Raw genomic sequence first — 17261 nt, 5'->3', positions numbered from 1 at the left:
GATGATGGATCAGCACATGGTGTCGGGCCACGCCCCGACCCCGCCCACCGCCCGGATGGAGAACCACGGCCCCACCATGGCCAAGGTCGCCATGCGGACCGGCGCCGAACTCCTGGCCAGGACCGGCTCCATGGTCGCCTACGAGGGCTTCATCCAGTACGAGTCCAACCCCGCCGCGCTGCGCCGGGTCGCCTCCCAGTGGCTCAGCGGCGAGAGCGTCCCCCTCATGCGCTGCCACGGCGACGGCATCCTCTACCTCGCCGACTACGGCGCCAACGTGGTCTGCGTCCCCCTCAACGACGAGAACCTGTCCGTCAACGCCACCAACGTCCTCGCCTTCGACGCCCATCTGACCTGGGGTGTGCAGCGGGTCAAGGGCATGGCGAAGTTCGCCGGGCAGGGCCTGTTCAACTTCGGGATCTCCGGTACGGGATGGGTCGCCGTCACCAGCCGCGGCATCCCGGTGGTCATCGACTGCGCCCGGGAGGGCGAGATCTTCGTGGACCCCGACGCGCTGGTCGCCTGGTCCACCGGCCTGGAGATGAAGGGCAAACGCAGCTTCAAGGCGTCCTCGCTGATCGGCCGGGGCAGCGGCGAGGCGTACCAGCTGGGGTTCAGCGGCGAGGGCTTCGTCGTCGTCCAGCCCAGCGAAGACAGCACCGAGCGGCTCACCGAGCAGCAGCCGCAGGCGTAGGCACGGGGGAGAACAGGGCATGCAGAGCACGATCTTCAACCACACGGTGACCGACTCCGCCGATCGCTTCGCCCCGCAGAGCAGCCGGATGCTGCGGGTCCGGGTGGGCGAGGGCGAGGACCTGGTGGCCCGGGCCGGCTCCATGGTGGCCTTCGAGGGCATGGTGGAGTTCGACGGCGAGTATCTGAGCAGGCATCAGCAGTACGCCCAGTGGGCGACCGGCGAAGTCCTGCCACTCATGCGCTGCTTCGGGCAGGGCACCGTCTACCTCGCCAACCTCGCCCAGCACATCCATGTCCTGGACGTCGGTCACGACGGGCTGACCGTGGACAGCGCCTATGTGCTCGCCTTCGACTCCCATCTGCACTGGGAGGTCATCTCGGTGGAGAGCCAGCACGGCATCGCCGGGGCGGGCGCGTACAACCTCGTGATCAGCGGGCAGGGCAAGGTCGCCATCACCACCTCCGGCGCGCCCCTGGTGATGCCGGTGACCCCGGACCGCTATGTGAGCGCCGACGCGGACGCGGTGGTCGCGTGGAGCACCGGGCTGCGGGTGCAGATGCAGGCGCAGACCGCGTCCCGTTCCATCTGGCGGCGGCGCGGTGCCACCGGGGAGGGCTGGGAGCTGAGCTTCATGGGGGAGGGGTACGCGGTGGTGCAGCCCAGCGAGCTGCTGCCGCCCCAGCACACCTCGTTCGGCCAGCGCCTCCCCACCCCGGGCCGCGCGGCGGCGGGGCCGGGGTTGGGCCAGGGCGGCGCCTGGGGACCGCGCTAGGCGATGGCCGGTGCGGCTGCGGTCCGGTTGAGACTTTCGGGGCACGGGCCCCAGTGTTCCCGGGGCCATGGCGCTAGAAGTCTCACAGGGTACGTCAATGACACCATTGAGACAGTGCCGTCGTCACCGGGAGAGAGACATGAAGTTCCTGCTCGAAGTCGATCTGGAAGCCGGCCGGATGGAGGAGGACACCGCCGCCGAACTGGGCCGCGTCCTGCGCTACTGGGGCGGCAATCTCCACCACTATCCGCTGGCCCCGGGGGACGCCTCGGACATCTACGACTCCCAGTACGGCCTGGTGGGCCGGTGGCACATCGTCGGGCCCGGCTGAGGCCCCAAGGCCCGTCCCGCAAGTGTCTGCTGTTGGTGGGTGGAGGTGCCCTGATCGTGTTATCGGCCGTTGGTGCGGCTGTGCTCGGCCAGGAGTGTGAACCCGTGACGGTCGACTGGTGCGGCGGTGGCCGAGAGGATGGCGACGCCGGTGCCGGTGCTGCGGTCGAGTCCGAGCCAGGACCGGAAGCCGCCGGTGCCGCCGTTGTGCCAGGTGATTGGTCGGCCTTTCACCTGGATCGTGATCCACGCGGCGCCGATGTGGGCGCCGGCGCCGAACGGGGCGATCGGATCAAGTGCGGCGACGCCTGGGGCACTGCCGTCGAGTATCGCCGCTGTGATGCGGGCCATGCTGGTGATGGAGGCCCGGATGCCGCCTGCCGGTCCGATTCCCTCACCGGTCCAGGGTTGCCGCGTTCGTCCCCGGCGGCTTCTGCCGTTGAGCGCCCCGGGGCGAAGCTCGTCGGCGGTCCCCGGGACGTAGAAGCAGTCGAGTTCCAGCCGGGTGGCGATGCGCTGTTGGACGAGCTTTGGATAGGTCGTCGTGGCGGCGCGGGCGAGGGCGTGTCCGAGAAGTTCGAATCCGAGGTTGGAGTAGCGGGACCGTGGCTTGCCCAGCGGAACATCCCGGGCTTGGTCGAGGAGCTGTTCGAGGTTCTCGCCATAGGGGTTGGTTCCGTGTCGCCACAGGGCGATGGTGCGCCGCCATGGTCGTGCGGATTTGGGTAGCCGGGGCAGGCCGGACCGGTGTGTGCTCAGCGAGCGCAGTGTCACCCGTGCGGCGGGGACGTCGCCCAGGGGCAGCAGTTCGCCGAGGCTGGTGTCGGGGGCGATCTCGCCTCGGGTGAGGGCGTCGGCGTACAGCAGCCCGGTGACGGCCTTCGCGATCGAGCCGATTTCGAAGTCAGCATCGAGGTCGGTTTCGCGGCTCGCCACGTGCCTGCCCTCGGGCGTCACCACGGCCGCCGCGGCGACCGGGTGGCGCGAGCCCAACAGTTCGCCGAGCCTGGCAACGAGCTGCTGGTCGCCGTGTATCCCGGCGGTCATGACCGACCGCCGAACAGGCCCCGACCGGCGTATTTCTTGTGGACTGCCTGCTTCGAGACACCCAGGACGGCGGCGATTTGCGGCCACGTGGCACCGTTGTTGCGGGCGCGGCGCACCAGCACCGCTTCGATGCGTTCCGTCTCGGCGCGGAGTCGCGCCACGGCGCCCAACCCAACCAACGGGTCGTGGTCGGCCGTCGATGCCGCCAGTTCGGTCAACTGTTCCACATCCATGCGTCAACCTTAGTTGACCGCAGCCTGAAGCGTCAATCAAAGTTGACGCCGCCAACCGAAGAACGCCTCCCGGACGCTGTCGAGACGCGTGTAAGCATGACGGGGTGGCGGGCGTGATCACAGCAGCGGACGAGGCGATGACCGAGCTGTTCAGCGGGCTGTCGGCCCGCCAGTTCACCAAGCCCATCCGCCAACTGCGGCGCGAGGGTGCCGACCCGCCACTCAAGGGGCGGCCGTGGAAACTCGCCTTCGAAGACCGTGTCCTGCCGGTGACCGCCTACTGGCGTACCAACCTCACCATGCGCCAGATCGCAGCCCTCTTCGAGACCTCCAAGTCGGCCGCCGACCGCACTATCAGCGTTCTGGCCCCGAAATTGGCGCTCCGGCCGCGGATACGCTTCGCCCGCAAGACGGTACTCATCGTCGACGGGGCCCTGGTGCCCACGCGCGACCATGCCGTGAGCGCCAAGAGCAAGAACTGCCGGTACTCAACCAACCACCAGGTAGTTGTCGACGCCGACACCCAACCGGTGGTCACCGTGGGCCAGCCGTTGCCGGGCAACCGCAACGACTGCAAGGCGTATGCGGAGTCAGGAACCGAATACGCGGTGCGGAACGCGACGGTGATCGCCGATGGCGGCTATCGGGGCACGAGCGCGATCGTCCCGCACCGCCACAAGACGAAGGACGAGCCCCTGGCCGAGTGGAGAGAGGAGCACAACGCCTCGCACCGAAGCGTGCGCGCCCGAGTCGAGCACACCTTCGCGCGCATGAAACGCTGGAACGTGCTGCGCGACTGCCGCCTCCGAGGCCAGGGCGTGGCCCAAGCCATGGCCGGCATCGCCCGCCTTCACAACCTCACCCTGACCGGCTGAGCCGCCGCAACGACAGCCCGCGACTGCGAACCGACTCACCACAAATCAACTTGCGGGACAGCTCTTGGATCCGGCTCCGCTTGACTTCATGCCGACATGAAGTCGCAGCATGACGCGCATGTCCAAGAACCAGGAAGCGGTGGCGGAACACCGCGACACCGAAGCCATGCTGGCCGTCCTCGACGCCGCGGACCGAATGCCGGATGCCACCCGGCTGCGGAACCGCTCCTACGAACTACTGTCCCCCGTACCGGGCTCGACCGTCGTGGATGTCGGCTGCGGCGCCGGACGAGCCGTCGCCGAACTGGCCGGACGCGGCGTGCACGCGGTGGGCGTGGACCCCAGCGCCCGGATGCTGACCGTGGCCCGGGAGCGGTGGCCGGGGGCCGAGTTCCGGGCGGCGGGGGCGGAGGAACTGCCGTTCACGGACGGCAGCGTACGCGGCTACCGGGCCGAAAAGGTCTTCCACGTCCTTCCGGACCCAGGGCGCGCGCTGGCAGAGGCGCGCCGGGTCCTGTGCCCGGGCGGCAGGATCGTCCTGGTCGGCCAGGACTGGGACGGCATCATGATCGACTCGGACGACCCGGTGCTCGCCCGGACCATCGTGCACGCCCGTGCCGACCTCCTGGGTACGCCCCGGGCCGGCCGCCAGTACCGCGGCCTGCTGCTGGACGGCGGCTTCGACGAGGTCACGGTCGAGGCGCACCTGAGTGTGTTCACCGATCCCGCCATGCTGTCGCTGGTCACCCGGCTCGCCGAGCCGGCCCGCGCCGCCGGCGCCGTCGACCCGGACCGGGCGGAGGCATGGCTCGCCGAACAGTGGCGGCGCGCCGGGACCGGCCGCTTCCTGGTCGCCGTGCCGTTCTTCGTGGCCGCGGCCTCCGCCCCGGGGGCGGTCCAGGGATGTCGTCAAAGGAGCGCCGTCCGCCCGGAGGGGCAGGCGGGACCCTGACGACACCCCCTAGCGCAGCGCCGCGGGATGTCGTCAAAGGAGCGCCGTCCGCCCGGAGGGGCAGGCGGGACCCTGACGACACCCCCTAGCGCAGCGCCGCGCGGGTGCGGGTCAGGAGGCGGACCACCGAGGCGTCCGCGACCTCCGGAACCTCCTCGTAGCCGAACCAGCGCAGCTCAAGCGACTCCTCGCTGATCGCCTCCCGGGCACCGGCCGGGGCCAGTGCCGCGTACTGGACGTCCAGGTGGTCGGCGCACGGGGTGTGGTGCCGGTCCAGGTTCACCGGGAGCGGCAGCAGCCGCAGGCCGGGCACCCCCGACTCCTCCGTCGCCTCGCGCAGCGCCGCGTCCGCCAGGGTGCCGTCCCCCGGCTCGCAGTGGCCGCCGGTCTGGAGCCACATCCGCAGCTTGCGGTGCAGGGTCAGCAGCACCCGCTGCCGCTCCGGGTCGACGATCAGCGCGCTCGCCGTCAGATGACCGGCCGCGCAGGACTTCCACATGCCGTCCGGGTGCGCCGCCAGATGGGCTACGTACTCGGCGCGCAGCTTGTCCTGCGCGCCGTCCGGCGCGGGCCACGCCGCCAGCACCCGCGCCGCGTCCTCGTGCAAAGTGCTCACGCGGGCCGGTCCCCGCCCTTGCCGTCCTTGCCGTCCTCGCCCTTGCCGTCCTCGTCGCTGTCGCCGTCCTTCTCCAGGCGCGGCGGCTGCGACGACGCCTCGCCCAGCATCCGGTCCAGCTCCGAGAAGTCCGGCTGCTCACCGTGGACGAAGCCGTCCGGGTCGTTCAGGTCCTCCGCCGTCGGCAGCAGATCCGGGTGCGCCCACAGCGCCTCCCGCCCCGACACGCCGCGCGCGTCCGTCAGCGACGCCCACAGCCGGGCCGCGTCCCGCAGCCGGCGCGGGCGCAGCTCCAGACCGATCAGCGTGGCGAATGTCTGCTCCGCCGGCCCACCGGTCGCCCGGCGCCGCCGCAGCGTCTCGCGCAGCGCCGAGGCGGCCGGCAGATGCGGCTCGGCCGCCGCGTACACCACCGCGTCCACCCAGCCCTCCACCAGCGCCAGCGCCGTCTCAAGCCGGGCCAGCGCCGCCTTCTGCTGCGGGGTCTCCTCCGGCTGGAACAGCCCCTGCTGAAGCTTCTCCTGCAACTCCTCCGGCCGGCTCGGGTCCAGCTGCCCGACCAGACCCTCCAGCTTCTCCGTGTCCACCTGAATGCCGCGCGCGTAGCCGTCCACCGCGCCGAACAGATGCGACCGCAGCCACGGCACATGCGCGAACAGCCGCTGATGCGCCGCCTCGCGCAGCGCCAGATACAGCCGCACCTCGTCCTGCGGCACGCCCAGGCCCTCGCCGAACGCCGTCACATTGGCCGGCAGCAGCGCCGCCTTGCCCGCCGGCGCCAGCGGCAGCCCGATATCGGTCGAACCCACCACCTCACCGGCCAGCACCCCCACCGCCTGGCCGATCTGGGTGCCGAACATCGCGCCGCCCATCGAGCGCATCATGCCCAGCAGCGGGCCCGCCATGGCCCGCATCTCCTCCGGCAGTACATCGCCCATCGCCGCGCCGACCCGCTCCGCTACCGGGTCCACCAGCTCCTTCCACACCGGGAGGGTCGCCTCGACCCACTCGGCGCGGCTCCACGCCACCGCCGTGCCGGTGCCCGAGGGCAGCGCGGTCACCCCGTCCAGCCACAGATCGGCCAGCCGCATGGCCTCCTCGACCTGCTCCCGCTCGGCCCGGCCGACGCTGGCGTCCTTGGAACCGTCGGCGGCGCCCTGCGCCACCGTCTGGCGGGCCACATTCTGCGCCAGCTCCCAGTTCACCGGGCCGCCCTCGTACGACAGCAACTGCCCCAGCTGCTGGAACGCGGCGCCCAGGTCCTGCGGGCTCAGCTGGCCGCCGGCCCCCAGCGAGCCGAACATCGCCGACAGCGGATCACCACCGGGCAGCTCGCCGCCGCCCCGGCCCTGCCCGGCGCCCTGGCCGTCCTTCTTCTTGCCGGGGTCGCCGTCGTCGGGGTCATCCGGGAGGCCGAATCCGAAGGGGAAGTTACTCACGGGAATCCTCGGCTCTGTGTCGTCGGACGGAACCAACGTGCCTGAATCGCTGGTCTCTGCCTCCAGCCTAGACACCTCTCAGGCAGGATGGGGCCTGCGCACGTCGTACTGAAACAACCGCTGGAGAAGTCCTGTGAGTTCCCCGGAGCCAACCGTTCGCGCAGCGCGAAACGGCCCCAAGGCGCCGCTGACCGTCGCGGTCACCGGCGCCGCCGGCGGGGTCGGGGCGCTGCTCACCGAGCGGCTGCTGGCCACGCCGGACGTCAACCGTGTGCTGGCGCTCGACGAGCGCCTCGGTGACGCCAAGGGCGCCGAGTGGCACACCCTCGACGTCCGCGACCCGGCCATCGCCGAGCTGCTGCGCACCCGTGGCATCTCGCGCGAGTCGCCCGAGCACGACAGCCCGGTGGACGTGGTCGTCCATCTGGCGCTCGACCTGGATCTGGAGTCGGACCCGGCGATCCGTACCGCGTACAACGTACGCGGTACCCAGACCGTGCTGACGGCCGCGGCGGCGGCCGGGGTACGCCGCGTGGTGCTGGTCACCTCCGCCATGGTCTACGGCGCGCTGCCGGACAACGATCTGCCGCTCGCCGAGGACGCCGAGCTGCGCGCCACGGCCGAGGCCACCTGCGTCGGGGACTTCCTGGAGATCGAGGACCTGGCGCGGCGGGCGCCACGGGCGCACCCCGGGCTCAATGTGACGGTGCTGCGGCCCGCCGTGCTGGTCGGCGGCACGGACACGGCGCTGACCCGGTACTTCGAGTCGCCCCGGCTGCTGGTGGTGGCCGGCTCCCGGCCGCGCTGGCAGTTCTGCCATGTGCGGGACCTGGTGGGCGCGCTGGAGTACGCGGCGCTTGAGCGGGTCGAGGGCGAGCTCGCGGTGGGCTGCGACGGCTGGCTGGAGCAGGAGGAGGTCGAGGAGCTGTCCGGCATCCGCCGGATGGAGCTGCCCCCGGCCGTCGCCCTGGGCGCGGCGGGCCGGCTGCACCGGCTCGGCCTGACGCCGTCGCCGGCCGGGGATCTGGCGTACACGATGCATCCGTGGGTGGTGAGCGGCAGCAAGCTGTACGAGGCGGGGTGGCGGCCCGAATGGACCAATGAGGAGGTGCTGGCCGAACTGCTCACGGAGGTGGCCGGCCGGCACACGGTGGCCGGCCGCCGGCTGGGCCGCAAGGACGCGGCGACCACCCTGGGCGCCGCCGGCGCCACGGTCGCCCTGGTGGGCACGGCGGCCCTGGTCAGAAGAGCCCGCAAGGCCCGCCGCCGCTGAGTCGCCTCCGGCGCGGTGGGCCGCGTACGGGCGCGGGCCGCTGCCGCCTGGCGGACCACTGACGGTGGACGGAGCACCCGGCCGCCCCCGGCCCGCGAGCCGCTGTCACCGCCCGCCTTCGGCGTGGTCGGCGGGCTCGGCTCGCGGGCCTGTTGTTGGCCTGGCCGGTGGCCGGTGTGGCGGTGCCCTCCGGCGGAGTCCGGGGGTCGCTGCTGAGGGGCTCCGGCCCGGTGGTCTCGGTGCCGTGCGCCGTCGGGCGGCTTCGGGGTGGGGCGGGTGGGGGTACGGTGCCCGTGGTTCCGGTCTCCTCGTGTGAAGGCAGGCGAGTGTCATGAATGCGTCCGTGTCCGAGTCCGGTCCGGTGCGGCTGATCGCCGTGCGGGGGACCCCGCTGTCCGTCGATGAGGTGTTCGGGGCGGTGGGGGATGACGGGGCCGGAGGGACCGCGTTGTTCGTCGGGACGGTGAGGGACCACGACAATCACCCGTCCGGCGCGGCCGTCACCGCGCTGGAGTACTCCGCGCATCCCGGTGCCGAGGACGCGCTGCGCGCGGTCGCCGAGAAGGTGGCGGCCGACTTTCCGGTGCGGGCGCTGGCCGCCGTGCACCGTACGGGCACGCTCGCGGTCGGCGGCATAGCCGTCGTCGTGGCGGTGTCCTGCCCGCACCGGGCCGAGGCGTTCGCCGCCTGCCGCCGGTTGATCGACGACCTGAAGCGGGAGGTGCCGATCTGGAAGCGGCAGACCTTCGACGACGGCACCGAGGACTGGGTGGGCGCGTGCGGATGATCACACGCCCGGGGGCGTGCGCTGCTCCAGTTGCGTAACTCCTACCGCCGTACGAGCGTTGTCCTGCCGAAGCATTCAGCTGCTCGCGGAGGTGGGAGGTCGGTCATGGCCGTGCTGGTATGGCTGCTGATCCCGGTCGCCGGTGCGCTGGCGGCCGGCCTGTGGGGCGTCTGGGCCACCCGCCGCCAGACCGGCGTGGGCGGGATCGCCGATGCCGCGGGCGTCCGCGGCTACGACCGGTTCCGGGATGCCATGGAGCGTTCCCCGATCCCGCTGTCCACGTTCGAGCCGTCGCCCTCACTCGGGGAGCGGGCCCCGGCCGACGGCTGAGCGGCCCCTCACGTACTGTCAAGGCATGCCCCGCCGCACCGCGACGCTGCTGACGTCCACCCTGCTGCTGATAGCTCTGCTGACCGCCGGAGTGCTGGTCAAGGTGCCGTACTCGGAGCTGTCGCCGGGGCCGACCGTCAACACCCTGGGCGACTACTCGGGCGAGCCGGTGCTGAGCATCGAGGGCCACGAGACGTACGACACCACCGGCCACCTCAACATGACCACCGTGCGGGTCACCGGCATCAACTACCGGATGAATCTGCTGGAGGCCATGACCGGCTGGTTCTCCGAGGACCGCGCCGTCGTCCCGCACCGCACGCTCTATCCGGAGAATGTCAGCGCGGACCAGGTCGAGCAGGAGAACGCTGAGCAGTTCAGCCGCTCCCAGGAGAACGCCAAGGTGGCCGCCCTCAACCAGCTGGGCATCGACTACACCACCCAGACCATCGTCGACTCGGTGGTCAAGGACAGCCCGTCCGACGGCAAGCTGCACGCCGGCGACGCGATCGTGGCCGTGGACGGCACGAAGATCAGCGACCCGGGGCAGGTGGCCGGGGAGGTCACCAAGCACAAGGCGGGCGAGGACGTGGTGTTCACCATCGTGCCGGCGGCAGCGGCGGAGGCCGCCCGTGACGCCGGGCGCGAGCTGCCCTCCGAGACCGAGGACGTCACCATCACCACGGGTGCGGCGGAGGACGACGGGCGGGCCATCGTCGGGATCGTGGCCGGGGTCGCCCACACCTTCCCGTTCACGATGAACATCGAGCTGGCCGATGTCGGCGGCCCCAGCGCCGGCCTCATGTTCACGCTCGGCCTCATCGACAAGCTCACGCCGGACGATCTGACCGGCGGCGCGTTCGTGGCCGGCACCGGGACGATCGACGACGACGGCACGGTCGGCCCGATCGGCGGGGTCACCATGAAGACCATCGCGGCCCGGGACGCGGGCGCCCAGTACTTCCTCACCCCGAAGGACAACTGCTCGGCCGCCGCCGCCGACAAGCCGGGCGGGCTGACCCTGGTCGAGGTGGAGAATCTCCAGGGCGCGCTCGATGCCCTGGAGCGGATCAGGACGGGTGACACCGACGCGCTGCCGCAGTGCGCGAAGGGCTGACGCCCCACTTCCGCGCCACCCGCCCAGTGTTGTTATCGCTTTGTTACGCGGCCGGTCACTCCTCGAACGTCGCCGACAGCGCCTCGGCCAGCCCCGGTACCAGATCGGCGCCGGTCAGGACCTCGGTCTCGGTGTCCTTCTCCCGGAATCGCAGCGCCGATTCGCGGCTTCCGTCCCGCAGTACGGCGACCGTCATCCGTACCTCCCGGCGCCCCGGCTGCTCGGCCACCCACGCCGCCAGCCGGTCCTCCGCGCCCTCCCGCAGGAGTTCCTTCGGCGCCGCCGCCTCGGCGGCCGGCGGCAGCATCAGCCGCTCCACCACCAGCGCGCAGCCGGCCACCGCGTCCGGCCAGGCGATGGTGGCCAAGAACTCGTCGAGCGGCAGCCCGTCCGGGAGTTCTTCCTGCTCAATGGGGGTGAGTTCGGCGCCCTCCGCGAGTTCGAGGCGGTCGGCGAGCCCCGGTTCGCTGGCGCGGAGCCGGGCGGTGTCGACGAGCGCGAAGAGCAGCGCCGGCCGGTCCCAGCCGAGTCCGGCGGTGTATTGATCGATCTCCAGTACGGCCCGGGTCAGGGGTGTGGCGGCCGTAGGCGTGTGGGGCGTGTTGTCCATGGGCATATCGTGCCTTCCCGGGCCCCGGAAACGGGAACCGAGTAAAGCTTGAGTAAGTTAGTTCAGTGGGCACCCCCTGGGCTGCCCGGCTTCATCAACCCGCGAATCTTTGAGGTGCGCACCTTGGCTTTCCAGATGCCGGACCGGGGCTCGGGCCGCCCCAACGGTCCGAACGGGCCCAGAGGCCCCCGAGGTCCGGGCGGGCGGGGGTTCAATGTCGGACGCCCGTCCCGAGGCGCCCGGAGCCTGCTGATCACCGCCGCCATCCTGGCCGGTCTCGCCATTCTCTTCGCGATGTTCGCGGGATTCTGGACGGATTGGCTGTGGTATAGGTCGGTTGACTACACGAGCGTCTTCCGCACCCAGCTGGTCACCCGGGTCGTGATGTTCGCCGCCTTCGGGGTGGTGATGGCGCTGGCGGTGGGGCTGAACATCTGGCTGGCCCACAAGCTGCGCCCGCCGCTGAGCGCGATGTCGATGGAGCAACAGAACCTCGACCGCTACCGGATGAGTATCGCCCCCTACAAGAAGTGGGTGCTGCTCGGGGTCGCGATCCTGGTGGGCCTGATCGCGGGCGGCTCGGCCTCCGGCCAGTGGCGCACCTGGCTCCAGTTCGTCAACGGCACCTCCTTCGGGGTCACCGACCCGCAGTTCAACAAGGACGTGTCGTTCTTCGCGTTCGACCTGCCGTTCTACCGCTTCCTGATCGGCTTCGGCTTCGCGGTCGTCGTGGTGTCGCTGATCGCCGCCGCCATCGTGCACTATCTGTACGGCGGGCTGCGCGTGACCACCCCCGGCAACCGGATCACCCCGGCGGCCACCGGGCACCTGTCCGTCCTGCTGGGTCTTTTCGTGTCGCTGAAGGCGGTCGCCTACTGGTTCGACCGGTACGGCCTGGCGCTCAAGGGCGGTGACTTCCGGGACAGCAGCGGCTGGACCGGGCTGCGGTACGTCGACGCCAACGCTTACCTGCCGGCCAAGACCATCCTGACGATCATCGCCGCCATCTGCGCGGTGCTGTTCTTCGCCACCCTGTGGCGCCGGGTGTGGCAGCTGCCGGTGCTGGGCCTCGGTCTGCTGGTGCTGTGCGCCGTGCTGATCGGCGGCGTGTACCCGGCGCTGGTGCAGCAGTTCCAGGTCAAGCCGAACGAGCAGGCCAAGGAGATGCCGTACATCCAGAAGCATCTGGACGCCACCAAGCAGTCGTACGACATCGCCGACGCCCAACTCCAGGACTACACGGGCATCAGCGACGCCGACCCGGAGACGCTGCGCGGCGCCGTGTCCACCACGGCGAGCATCCGGCTGCTTGACCCGAGCGTGGTCTCCCCGGCGTTCCAGCAGATCCAGCAGGTGCGTGGGTACTACCAGTTCCCCGCCACCCTGGATGTGGACCGCTACCCGAACGCGGACGGCAGCGAGACGGACACCGTCATCGGTCTGCGCGAGATGAACGTCAACAACGTTCCGGAGCGGAACTGGATCAACGATCACTTCCGCTACACCCACGGCTTCGGCGTGGTGGCCGCCAGCGGCACCAATGTGCTCAGCAACGGCCAGCCGGACTTCATCGAGCAGGACCTGCCGCCGGAGGGTGACCTCGGCGAGTACGAGCCGCGCATCTACTACGGCGAGTACACCACCCAGTACTCGATCGTGGGTGGCCCGCAGCAGGAGATCGACTACGCGGGCGAGGACGGCGAGGTCGAGTACAGCTACACCGGCGACAGCGGCGTGAAGCTGGACAACTACTTCAAGCGGGCCGCGTACGCGCTGACCATGAGCGAGCCGCAGATCCTCTACTCCGGGGCGATCGGCGAGGGTTCGCGCATCCTGTACAACCGCACGCCCAAGGAGCGGGTGCAGGCGGTCGCGCCGTGGCTGACGATCGACGGCGACCCCTATCCGGCGGTCGTGGACGGCCGGGTGCTGTGGATCGTGGACGCGTACACCACGACCAACGGCTATCCGTACGCCTCGCGCACCACGCTGGGGGAGGCCACCGAGACCTCGCTGACCGATGAGCGCGGACAGGTGGTGGCCCAGGAGAACCGGGTCAACTACATCCGCAACTCGGTGAAGGCCACGGTCGACGCGTACAACGGTGACGTCACCATGTACGAGTGGGACCAGGACGACCCGGTGCTCAAGACCTGGATGAAGTCCTTCCCCGGCACGGTGGAGCCGCGCGAGGAGATCAGCGACCAGCTGATGGATCACCTGCGCTACCCGCAGGACCTGTTCAAGGTGCAGCGGGATCTGCTCCAGCGGTTCCACGTGGACACCGCCGCGCAGTTCTACAGCGGTTCGGAGCGCTGGCAGGTGCCGGACGACCCGACCCACCGGGGACAGTCGGTGCCGCCGTACTACCTGAGCATGAAGATGCCCGACCAGGATCAGCAGACGTTCTCGCTGACCACCACCTTCACGCCGCTGGGCCGTGACACGCTCGCGGCGTACATGGCGGTGGACGCGGACACCAGAAGCGACGACTACGGCACGATGCGGATCCTGACCCTGCCGTCGAACACCACGGTGTGGGGACCGCAGCAGGTGCAGTCCCGCTTCAACTCGGATCCGGCCATCGCGCAGGAGATCAACCTGCTCCAGCGCGGTGACTCGGAGATCGAGTACGGCAACCTGCTGACCGTGCCGCTTGAGGGCGGGCTGCTGTACGCCGAGCCGGTGTACGTGCGCGGTGCCGGCACCAACTATCCGCTGCTGCGGAAGGTGCTGGTGACCTACGGCGAGCAGACCGCGTTCGAGGACACCCTCGACGAGGCGCTGGACGTGGTGTTCGGGGTCGCCGAGCCGACGCCGCCGACGGAGGAGACTCCGCCGGAGGAGGGCGAGGAGACCCCGCCGCCGACGCCGGGCGGTGGCACGGCCGAGGAGCTGGTGCAGGAGGCTCAGACCGCCTATGAGGAGGGCCAGACGGCGCTCCAGAACGGCGACTGGGCGGCGTACGGCGAGGCGCAGGCGCGTCTGGAGCAGGCGCTGCGCGAGCTGGCCGATCTCCAGTCCACGGACGCGGCGGCGCGCAATGAGAACGAGGAGCAGGACGGGGACGGCGGCCAGCAGGCCGATGGGTGAGTGAGCGTCTCCACCCCGTGGTAGTGTTCTGTTTGTCGCCGCAAGGGGGCAAAGCAACACAACACGGCGCGGGGTGGAGCAGCTCGGTAGCTCGCTGGGCTCATAACCCAGAGGTCGCAGGTTCAAATCCTGTCCCCGCTACTGCATGAGGGTCCGGAACCAGACAAGGTTCCGGGCCCTCTTTGTTGTGTGTGGTGGCATGTGTTGACGCGTGGCGGAAGCCCGCGTGCGCCGGGGTGCGATCGGCGTGCGCCGTACGCCTGTTGGTGTCCTGTGCCTGGTCAACCGGCTGTGTCGCTCCGGCTGTTCTGTCAGTGCGGGGCGGCATACTGCGTGGCGACGGACCGATGCATCCGGATTCGCTACCAACTCCACTCCTGCTGCGGCGTTTGGATGTATCCATATCGGGAAGTCGACAAAACGCTCAAGTGACTTCACTGGCTGCGGTATACCAGGTGTACGCAGGTTTCAGGTGGTGCGATTATGGACCTTATGGGGGACAAGGCAGGGTTCGAGAGCAGCCATGCGGCCGCGCTGGAAGGTGCGCGGCTGCTGCGCTTGGGCGATCTGGAAACCGCCGAGCCGCGCCTGCGGGCCGCGGCGGCGGAGGGGGAGCGGTCGGCCGCCAACAACCTTGGCGTGCTGCTGTCCCAGTCGGGGCGGGCCGATGAGGCCGCCGAGTGGTGGCGGATCGCGGCGGTCGCCGGTTCGGCGCCGGCCGCGCACGCGCTGGGCCGGCACCACCGCGAGCGGGGCGACGAGACGGCCGCCGAGTTCTGGCTGCGGCAGGCCGCCGAGAGCGGCCACGGCTCGGGCGCGTACGCGCTGGCCGCGCTGCTTGACCACCGTGGCGCGGCGGAGGCCGTCCGCTGGTTCCGGGTGGCCGCGGAGCGTGGCCACCGCGAAGGGGCTTACCGCTATGCCGCGTTGCTCGCCGCCCGGACCGACGGGGGCGGCAGCGCCGCCGAGCCGTGGTTCCGGCAGGCGGCGGCGCGCGGCCACCGGCGTGCCGCGCTGCGGCTCGGCGCGCTGCTTGAGGCGTCCGGCGCGCTGGACGAGGCGGGCCGCTGGTACCTGGCGGCGGCCGAGGCGGGCGAGGCCAAGGCGGCCAGCGCGCTGGGCTTTCTGCTGCGGGACGCCGGCGAGGCGGACGGCGCCGAGCAGTGGTGGCGCAGCGCGGCCCGCGACGGCGACGGCCCGGCGGCCAACGCGCTGGGCGCGCTGCACGCCGAGCGCGGTGAGCGGCAGGAGGCGCAGCGCTGGTACCGGGCGGCGGTCGAGGCCGGTGACATGAACGGCGCGTTCAACCTGGCGCTGCTGAGCGTGGAGGCCGGCCGGGCGGCGCAGGCCGAGCAGTGGTACCGGCGGGCCGCCTACGCGGGCCACCGGGAGGCGGCCAACGCGCTGGCGGTGCTGCTGCTCCAGCGCGGTGACGCGGCCGGTGCCGAGCCGTGGTTCTCCAAGGCGGCCGAGGCGGGCAGCGTGGACGCCGCGTTCAATCTGGGCATCCTGCACGCCGGGCGCGGCGAGACCGCGGTCGCGCGGCGCTGGTACGAGCAGGCGGCGGCGGCCGGGCACGCGGAGGCGGCGCTCCAGATCGCGGTCGGGCTGCTGCGGCCCGGCTCCGGCGAGGCCGATCTGCGGCGCGCGGAGGAGCAGTTGCGGGTGGCGGCGGACGGCGGCAGCGTGGAGGGCGCGTTCCGGCTGGCGGTGCTGCTGGAGCGGCGGGCGCTGCGGGCCGAGGGCGGCGGCGCCGACGAGGCCGCCGACGCCGGCGATCCGGAGTCGGAGCACGAGGAGTGGTACGAGCGGGCGGCGGAGCGTGGGCACCGGCGGGCGCAGGTGCGGCTCGGGATGTGCGCGGCGGCCCGGGGCGATGTGGTGACGGCGGCCCGCTGGTACCGGGCGGCGGCCGAGGCGGGCAGCCGTAACGGCGCGTTCAACCTTGGGCTGTTGCTGGCCCGGGAGGGCAGCGAGCCGGAGGCGGCGTTGTGGTGGACGCGGGCGGCGGAGGCCGGCCACGGCCGGGCGGCGCTGCGGCTGGCACTGCTGGCCTCGCGCCGGGGCGACCTGGACGCGGGCGGCATCTGGTGCACCCGCGCGATGGAGCTGGGGCCCCCGGAGGTCGCCGAACGCGCCGCCAGGCTGCGCGAGGCACTGCGCCAGGAACTGACGGCCTGACGGCCGGGGAAGCCACCCCCTCCCCGGCCTGTGGTCGCCACGTTCACGGTCCGCCGGTCATGTCCCGGCCGGTCCGGGGCTGTTGGCGCACATCCTGACGCTCGTCCGGATCGGCTTCGGGCCGTCAGCCGCCGATCAGCCGCCGATCAGCCGCCGATCAGCGTCCGGGCCCCGGCTGGGCCGGCTCCGGGCTGTAGGCCGACTTCATGGGGCCGGTCCGGGTCGGTTTCCGCCGGAGGTTCCGGCTGTGGTGTTCGGTCGATCTGTGGGCGCTCGGGTTTTGGCTGTTGGGGTTGTTGGGCGATCGACGATCGTTCGGTCCCCGACCGGGCCCGCTTCCGGCCCTGGCCGCCGGTCACCGTCCGGCGTCCGGGCCGGGGCCGGCCGGGCGGTGACCGGCGGCGGGCCGGGTTCGGCAGGGCCGGGATCAGCCGTGCGAACGGTCCGCGTGCCAGGCGGATAGCGCGGCCAGCACCGACTGGAGGACGCCGTCCTGGACCGCGTCCGCGATGATGCCGTCACAGAAGCGTTCGCCCCGCACGATGGCGGTGGCGAGGCGGACGGCGTCGGCGGGGGCCAGGGGCGTGCCGTCGTGCGGTACGGCCGGTCTCGGGTGGTCCATCCACAGGTAGGCGGGGGTCACGGCGCCCACTTCGGCGAGTGCGCGGCAGGCCCGCTCCACACGGGGGCCGTAGACCGGAAAGCCGACCACGATCACACCGTCCTGGCGCGGTTTCGCCGGGTTTTGGCGGACGTCGTCCGCGGCGTGCGGAAGCCTCGCGAACTCGGCGGCGACGGCCAGCAGCCGGGACCAGGCGCCGGCCCGCTCGGGGCTGACGTCCAAGCGCGCCAGCAGCGCCGCGTCGTCGGGGTTGCCGGGCTTGTTCATCGGAGTCCTCGGGGGTGGGG

General features: G+C 71.5%; 17 protein-coding genes and 1 tRNA gene. 12 read left to right on the top strand and 6 right to left on the bottom strand.

The genetic code is table 11. The features are described 5' to 3' along the window. Window positions 1-4 precede the first annotated feature (4 nt). From AC5WRL_RS11155 to AC5WRL_RS11145, 3 genes are all read left to right on the top strand, one after another. On the top strand, window positions 5-694 hold the full coding sequence (locus AC5WRL_RS11155; protein ID WP_496088452.1) for an AIM24 family protein: 690 nt from the start codon (window positions 5-7) through the stop codon (window positions 692-694). 19 nt (window positions 695-713) lie between these two features. After that, entirely contained in the window at window positions 714-1469 is a 756-nt protein-coding gene (locus AC5WRL_RS11150) for an AIM24 family protein (protein ID WP_496088249.1), read from the top strand. A gap of 139 nt (window positions 1470-1608) precedes the next feature. Further along, the gene (locus AC5WRL_RS11145) at window positions 1609-1800 is read left to right on the top strand and encodes a hypothetical protein (RefSeq protein ID WP_496088248.1); all 192 of its coding nucleotides are present in this window, start codon (window positions 1609-1611) and stop codon (window positions 1798-1800) included. 59 nt (window positions 1801-1859) lie between these two features. Here AC5WRL_RS11145 and AC5WRL_RS11140 read toward each other — a convergent pair whose 3' ends face one another. After that, window positions 1860-2846: a serine hydrolase domain-containing protein gene (locus AC5WRL_RS11140; RefSeq protein WP_496088247.1), complete on the bottom strand. Its 987-nt coding sequence runs from the start codon at window positions 2844-2846 to the stop codon at window positions 1860-1862. Then, a complete protein-coding gene (locus tag AC5WRL_RS11135) occupies window positions 2843-3079 on the bottom strand; it encodes a helix-turn-helix domain-containing protein (RefSeq protein WP_496088246.1) in 237 nt (78 codons plus the stop codon). Before AC5WRL_RS11135 ends, AC5WRL_RS11140 begins: the two co-directional genes overlap by 4 nt. Before the next feature lie 104 nt (window positions 3080-3183). On the opposite strand from AC5WRL_RS11135, the gene AC5WRL_RS11130 reads away from it, so the two are divergent. Both AC5WRL_RS11130 and AC5WRL_RS11125 read left to right on the top strand, forming a co-directional pair. After that, window positions 3184-3954, top strand: coding sequence for a transposase (locus AC5WRL_RS11130; RefSeq protein WP_496088245.1), 771 nt, complete (start codon window positions 3184-3186; stop codon window positions 3952-3954). A gap of 118 nt (window positions 3955-4072) precedes the next feature. After that, complete coding sequence (locus AC5WRL_RS11125) at window positions 4073-4906, top strand: methyltransferase domain-containing protein (protein ID WP_496088244.1); 834 nt, start codon at window positions 4073-4075, stop codon at window positions 4904-4906. A gap of 85 nt (window positions 4907-4991) precedes the next feature. Here AC5WRL_RS11125 and AC5WRL_RS11120 read toward each other — a convergent pair whose 3' ends face one another. Then, complete coding sequence (locus AC5WRL_RS11120) at window positions 4992-5522, bottom strand: NUDIX hydrolase (protein WP_496088243.1); 531 nt, start codon at window positions 5520-5522, stop codon at window positions 4992-4994. Further along, window positions 5519-6961, bottom strand: coding sequence for a zinc-dependent metalloprotease (locus AC5WRL_RS11115; protein ID WP_496088242.1), 1443 nt, complete (start codon window positions 6959-6961; stop codon window positions 5519-5521). The genes AC5WRL_RS11120 and AC5WRL_RS11115 overlap by 4 nt, the downstream gene beginning before the upstream one ends. Window positions 6962-7094: 133 nt before the next feature. Between AC5WRL_RS11115 and AC5WRL_RS11110 the strand changes: the two genes are divergently transcribed. From AC5WRL_RS11110 to AC5WRL_RS11095, 4 genes are all read left to right on the top strand, one after another. After that, complete coding sequence (locus AC5WRL_RS11110) at window positions 7095-8234, top strand: SDR family oxidoreductase (protein ID WP_496088241.1); 1140 nt, start codon at window positions 7095-7097, stop codon at window positions 8232-8234. A 331-nt stretch (window positions 8235-8565) separates the two neighbouring features. Then, a complete protein-coding gene (locus AC5WRL_RS11105) occupies window positions 8566-9021 on the top strand; it encodes a molybdenum cofactor biosynthesis protein MoaE (RefSeq protein ID WP_496088240.1) in 456 nt (151 codons plus the stop codon). Between the two features lie 105 nt (window positions 9022-9126). Further along, complete coding sequence (locus AC5WRL_RS11100; protein ID WP_496088239.1) at window positions 9127-9351, top strand: hypothetical protein; 225 nt, start codon at window positions 9127-9129, stop codon at window positions 9349-9351. Window positions 9352-9376: 25 nt separating this feature from the next. Further along, the gene (locus AC5WRL_RS11095) at window positions 9377-10468 is read left to right on the top strand and encodes a YlbL family protein (protein WP_496088238.1); all 1092 of its coding nucleotides are present in this window, start codon (window positions 9377-9379) and stop codon (window positions 10466-10468) included. A 55-nt stretch (window positions 10469-10523) separates the two neighbouring features. Here the strand turns inward: AC5WRL_RS11095 and AC5WRL_RS11090 are convergent, their stop codons facing one another. After that, window positions 10524-11084 carry a PPA1309 family protein gene (locus AC5WRL_RS11090; RefSeq protein WP_496088237.1) on the bottom strand — a complete coding sequence of 187 codons (561 nt, stop codon included), beginning with the start codon at window positions 11082-11084 and terminating at the stop codon, window positions 10524-10526. 288 nt (window positions 11085-11372) lie between these two features. On the opposite strand from AC5WRL_RS11090, the gene AC5WRL_RS11085 reads away from it, so the two are divergent. From AC5WRL_RS11085 to AC5WRL_RS11075, 3 genes are all read left to right on the top strand, one after another. Beyond that, the gene (locus AC5WRL_RS11085; RefSeq protein WP_496088236.1) at window positions 11373-14171 is read left to right on the top strand and encodes a UPF0182 family membrane protein; all 2799 of its coding nucleotides are present in this window, start codon (window positions 11373-11375) and stop codon (window positions 14169-14171) included. Between the two features lie 67 nt (window positions 14172-14238). Next, window positions 14239-14312: transfer RNA gene (locus AC5WRL_RS11080), tRNA-Met, on the top strand. 351 nt (window positions 14313-14663) lie between these two features. After that, window positions 14664-16352: a sel1 repeat family protein gene (locus tag AC5WRL_RS11075; RefSeq protein WP_496088235.1), complete on the top strand. Its 1689-nt coding sequence runs from the start codon at window positions 14664-14666 to the stop codon at window positions 16350-16352. Window positions 16353-16779: 427 nt separating this feature from the next. On the opposite strand, the gene AC5WRL_RS11070 is transcribed toward AC5WRL_RS11075, so the two are convergent. Continuing rightward, window positions 16780-17241 (bottom strand): DUF6508 domain-containing protein, encoded by a 462-nt coding sequence (locus AC5WRL_RS11070; RefSeq protein ID WP_496088234.1) that lies wholly within the window; start codon window positions 17239-17241, stop codon window positions 16780-16782. Between the last annotated feature and the right edge of the window lie 20 nt (window positions 17242-17261).

This window comes from Streptomyces sp. NTD107 (assembly GCF_059510435.1).
Note: the sequence above shows the minus strand (reverse complement) of the source record. Positions and strands in the feature narration are given on the sequence as shown.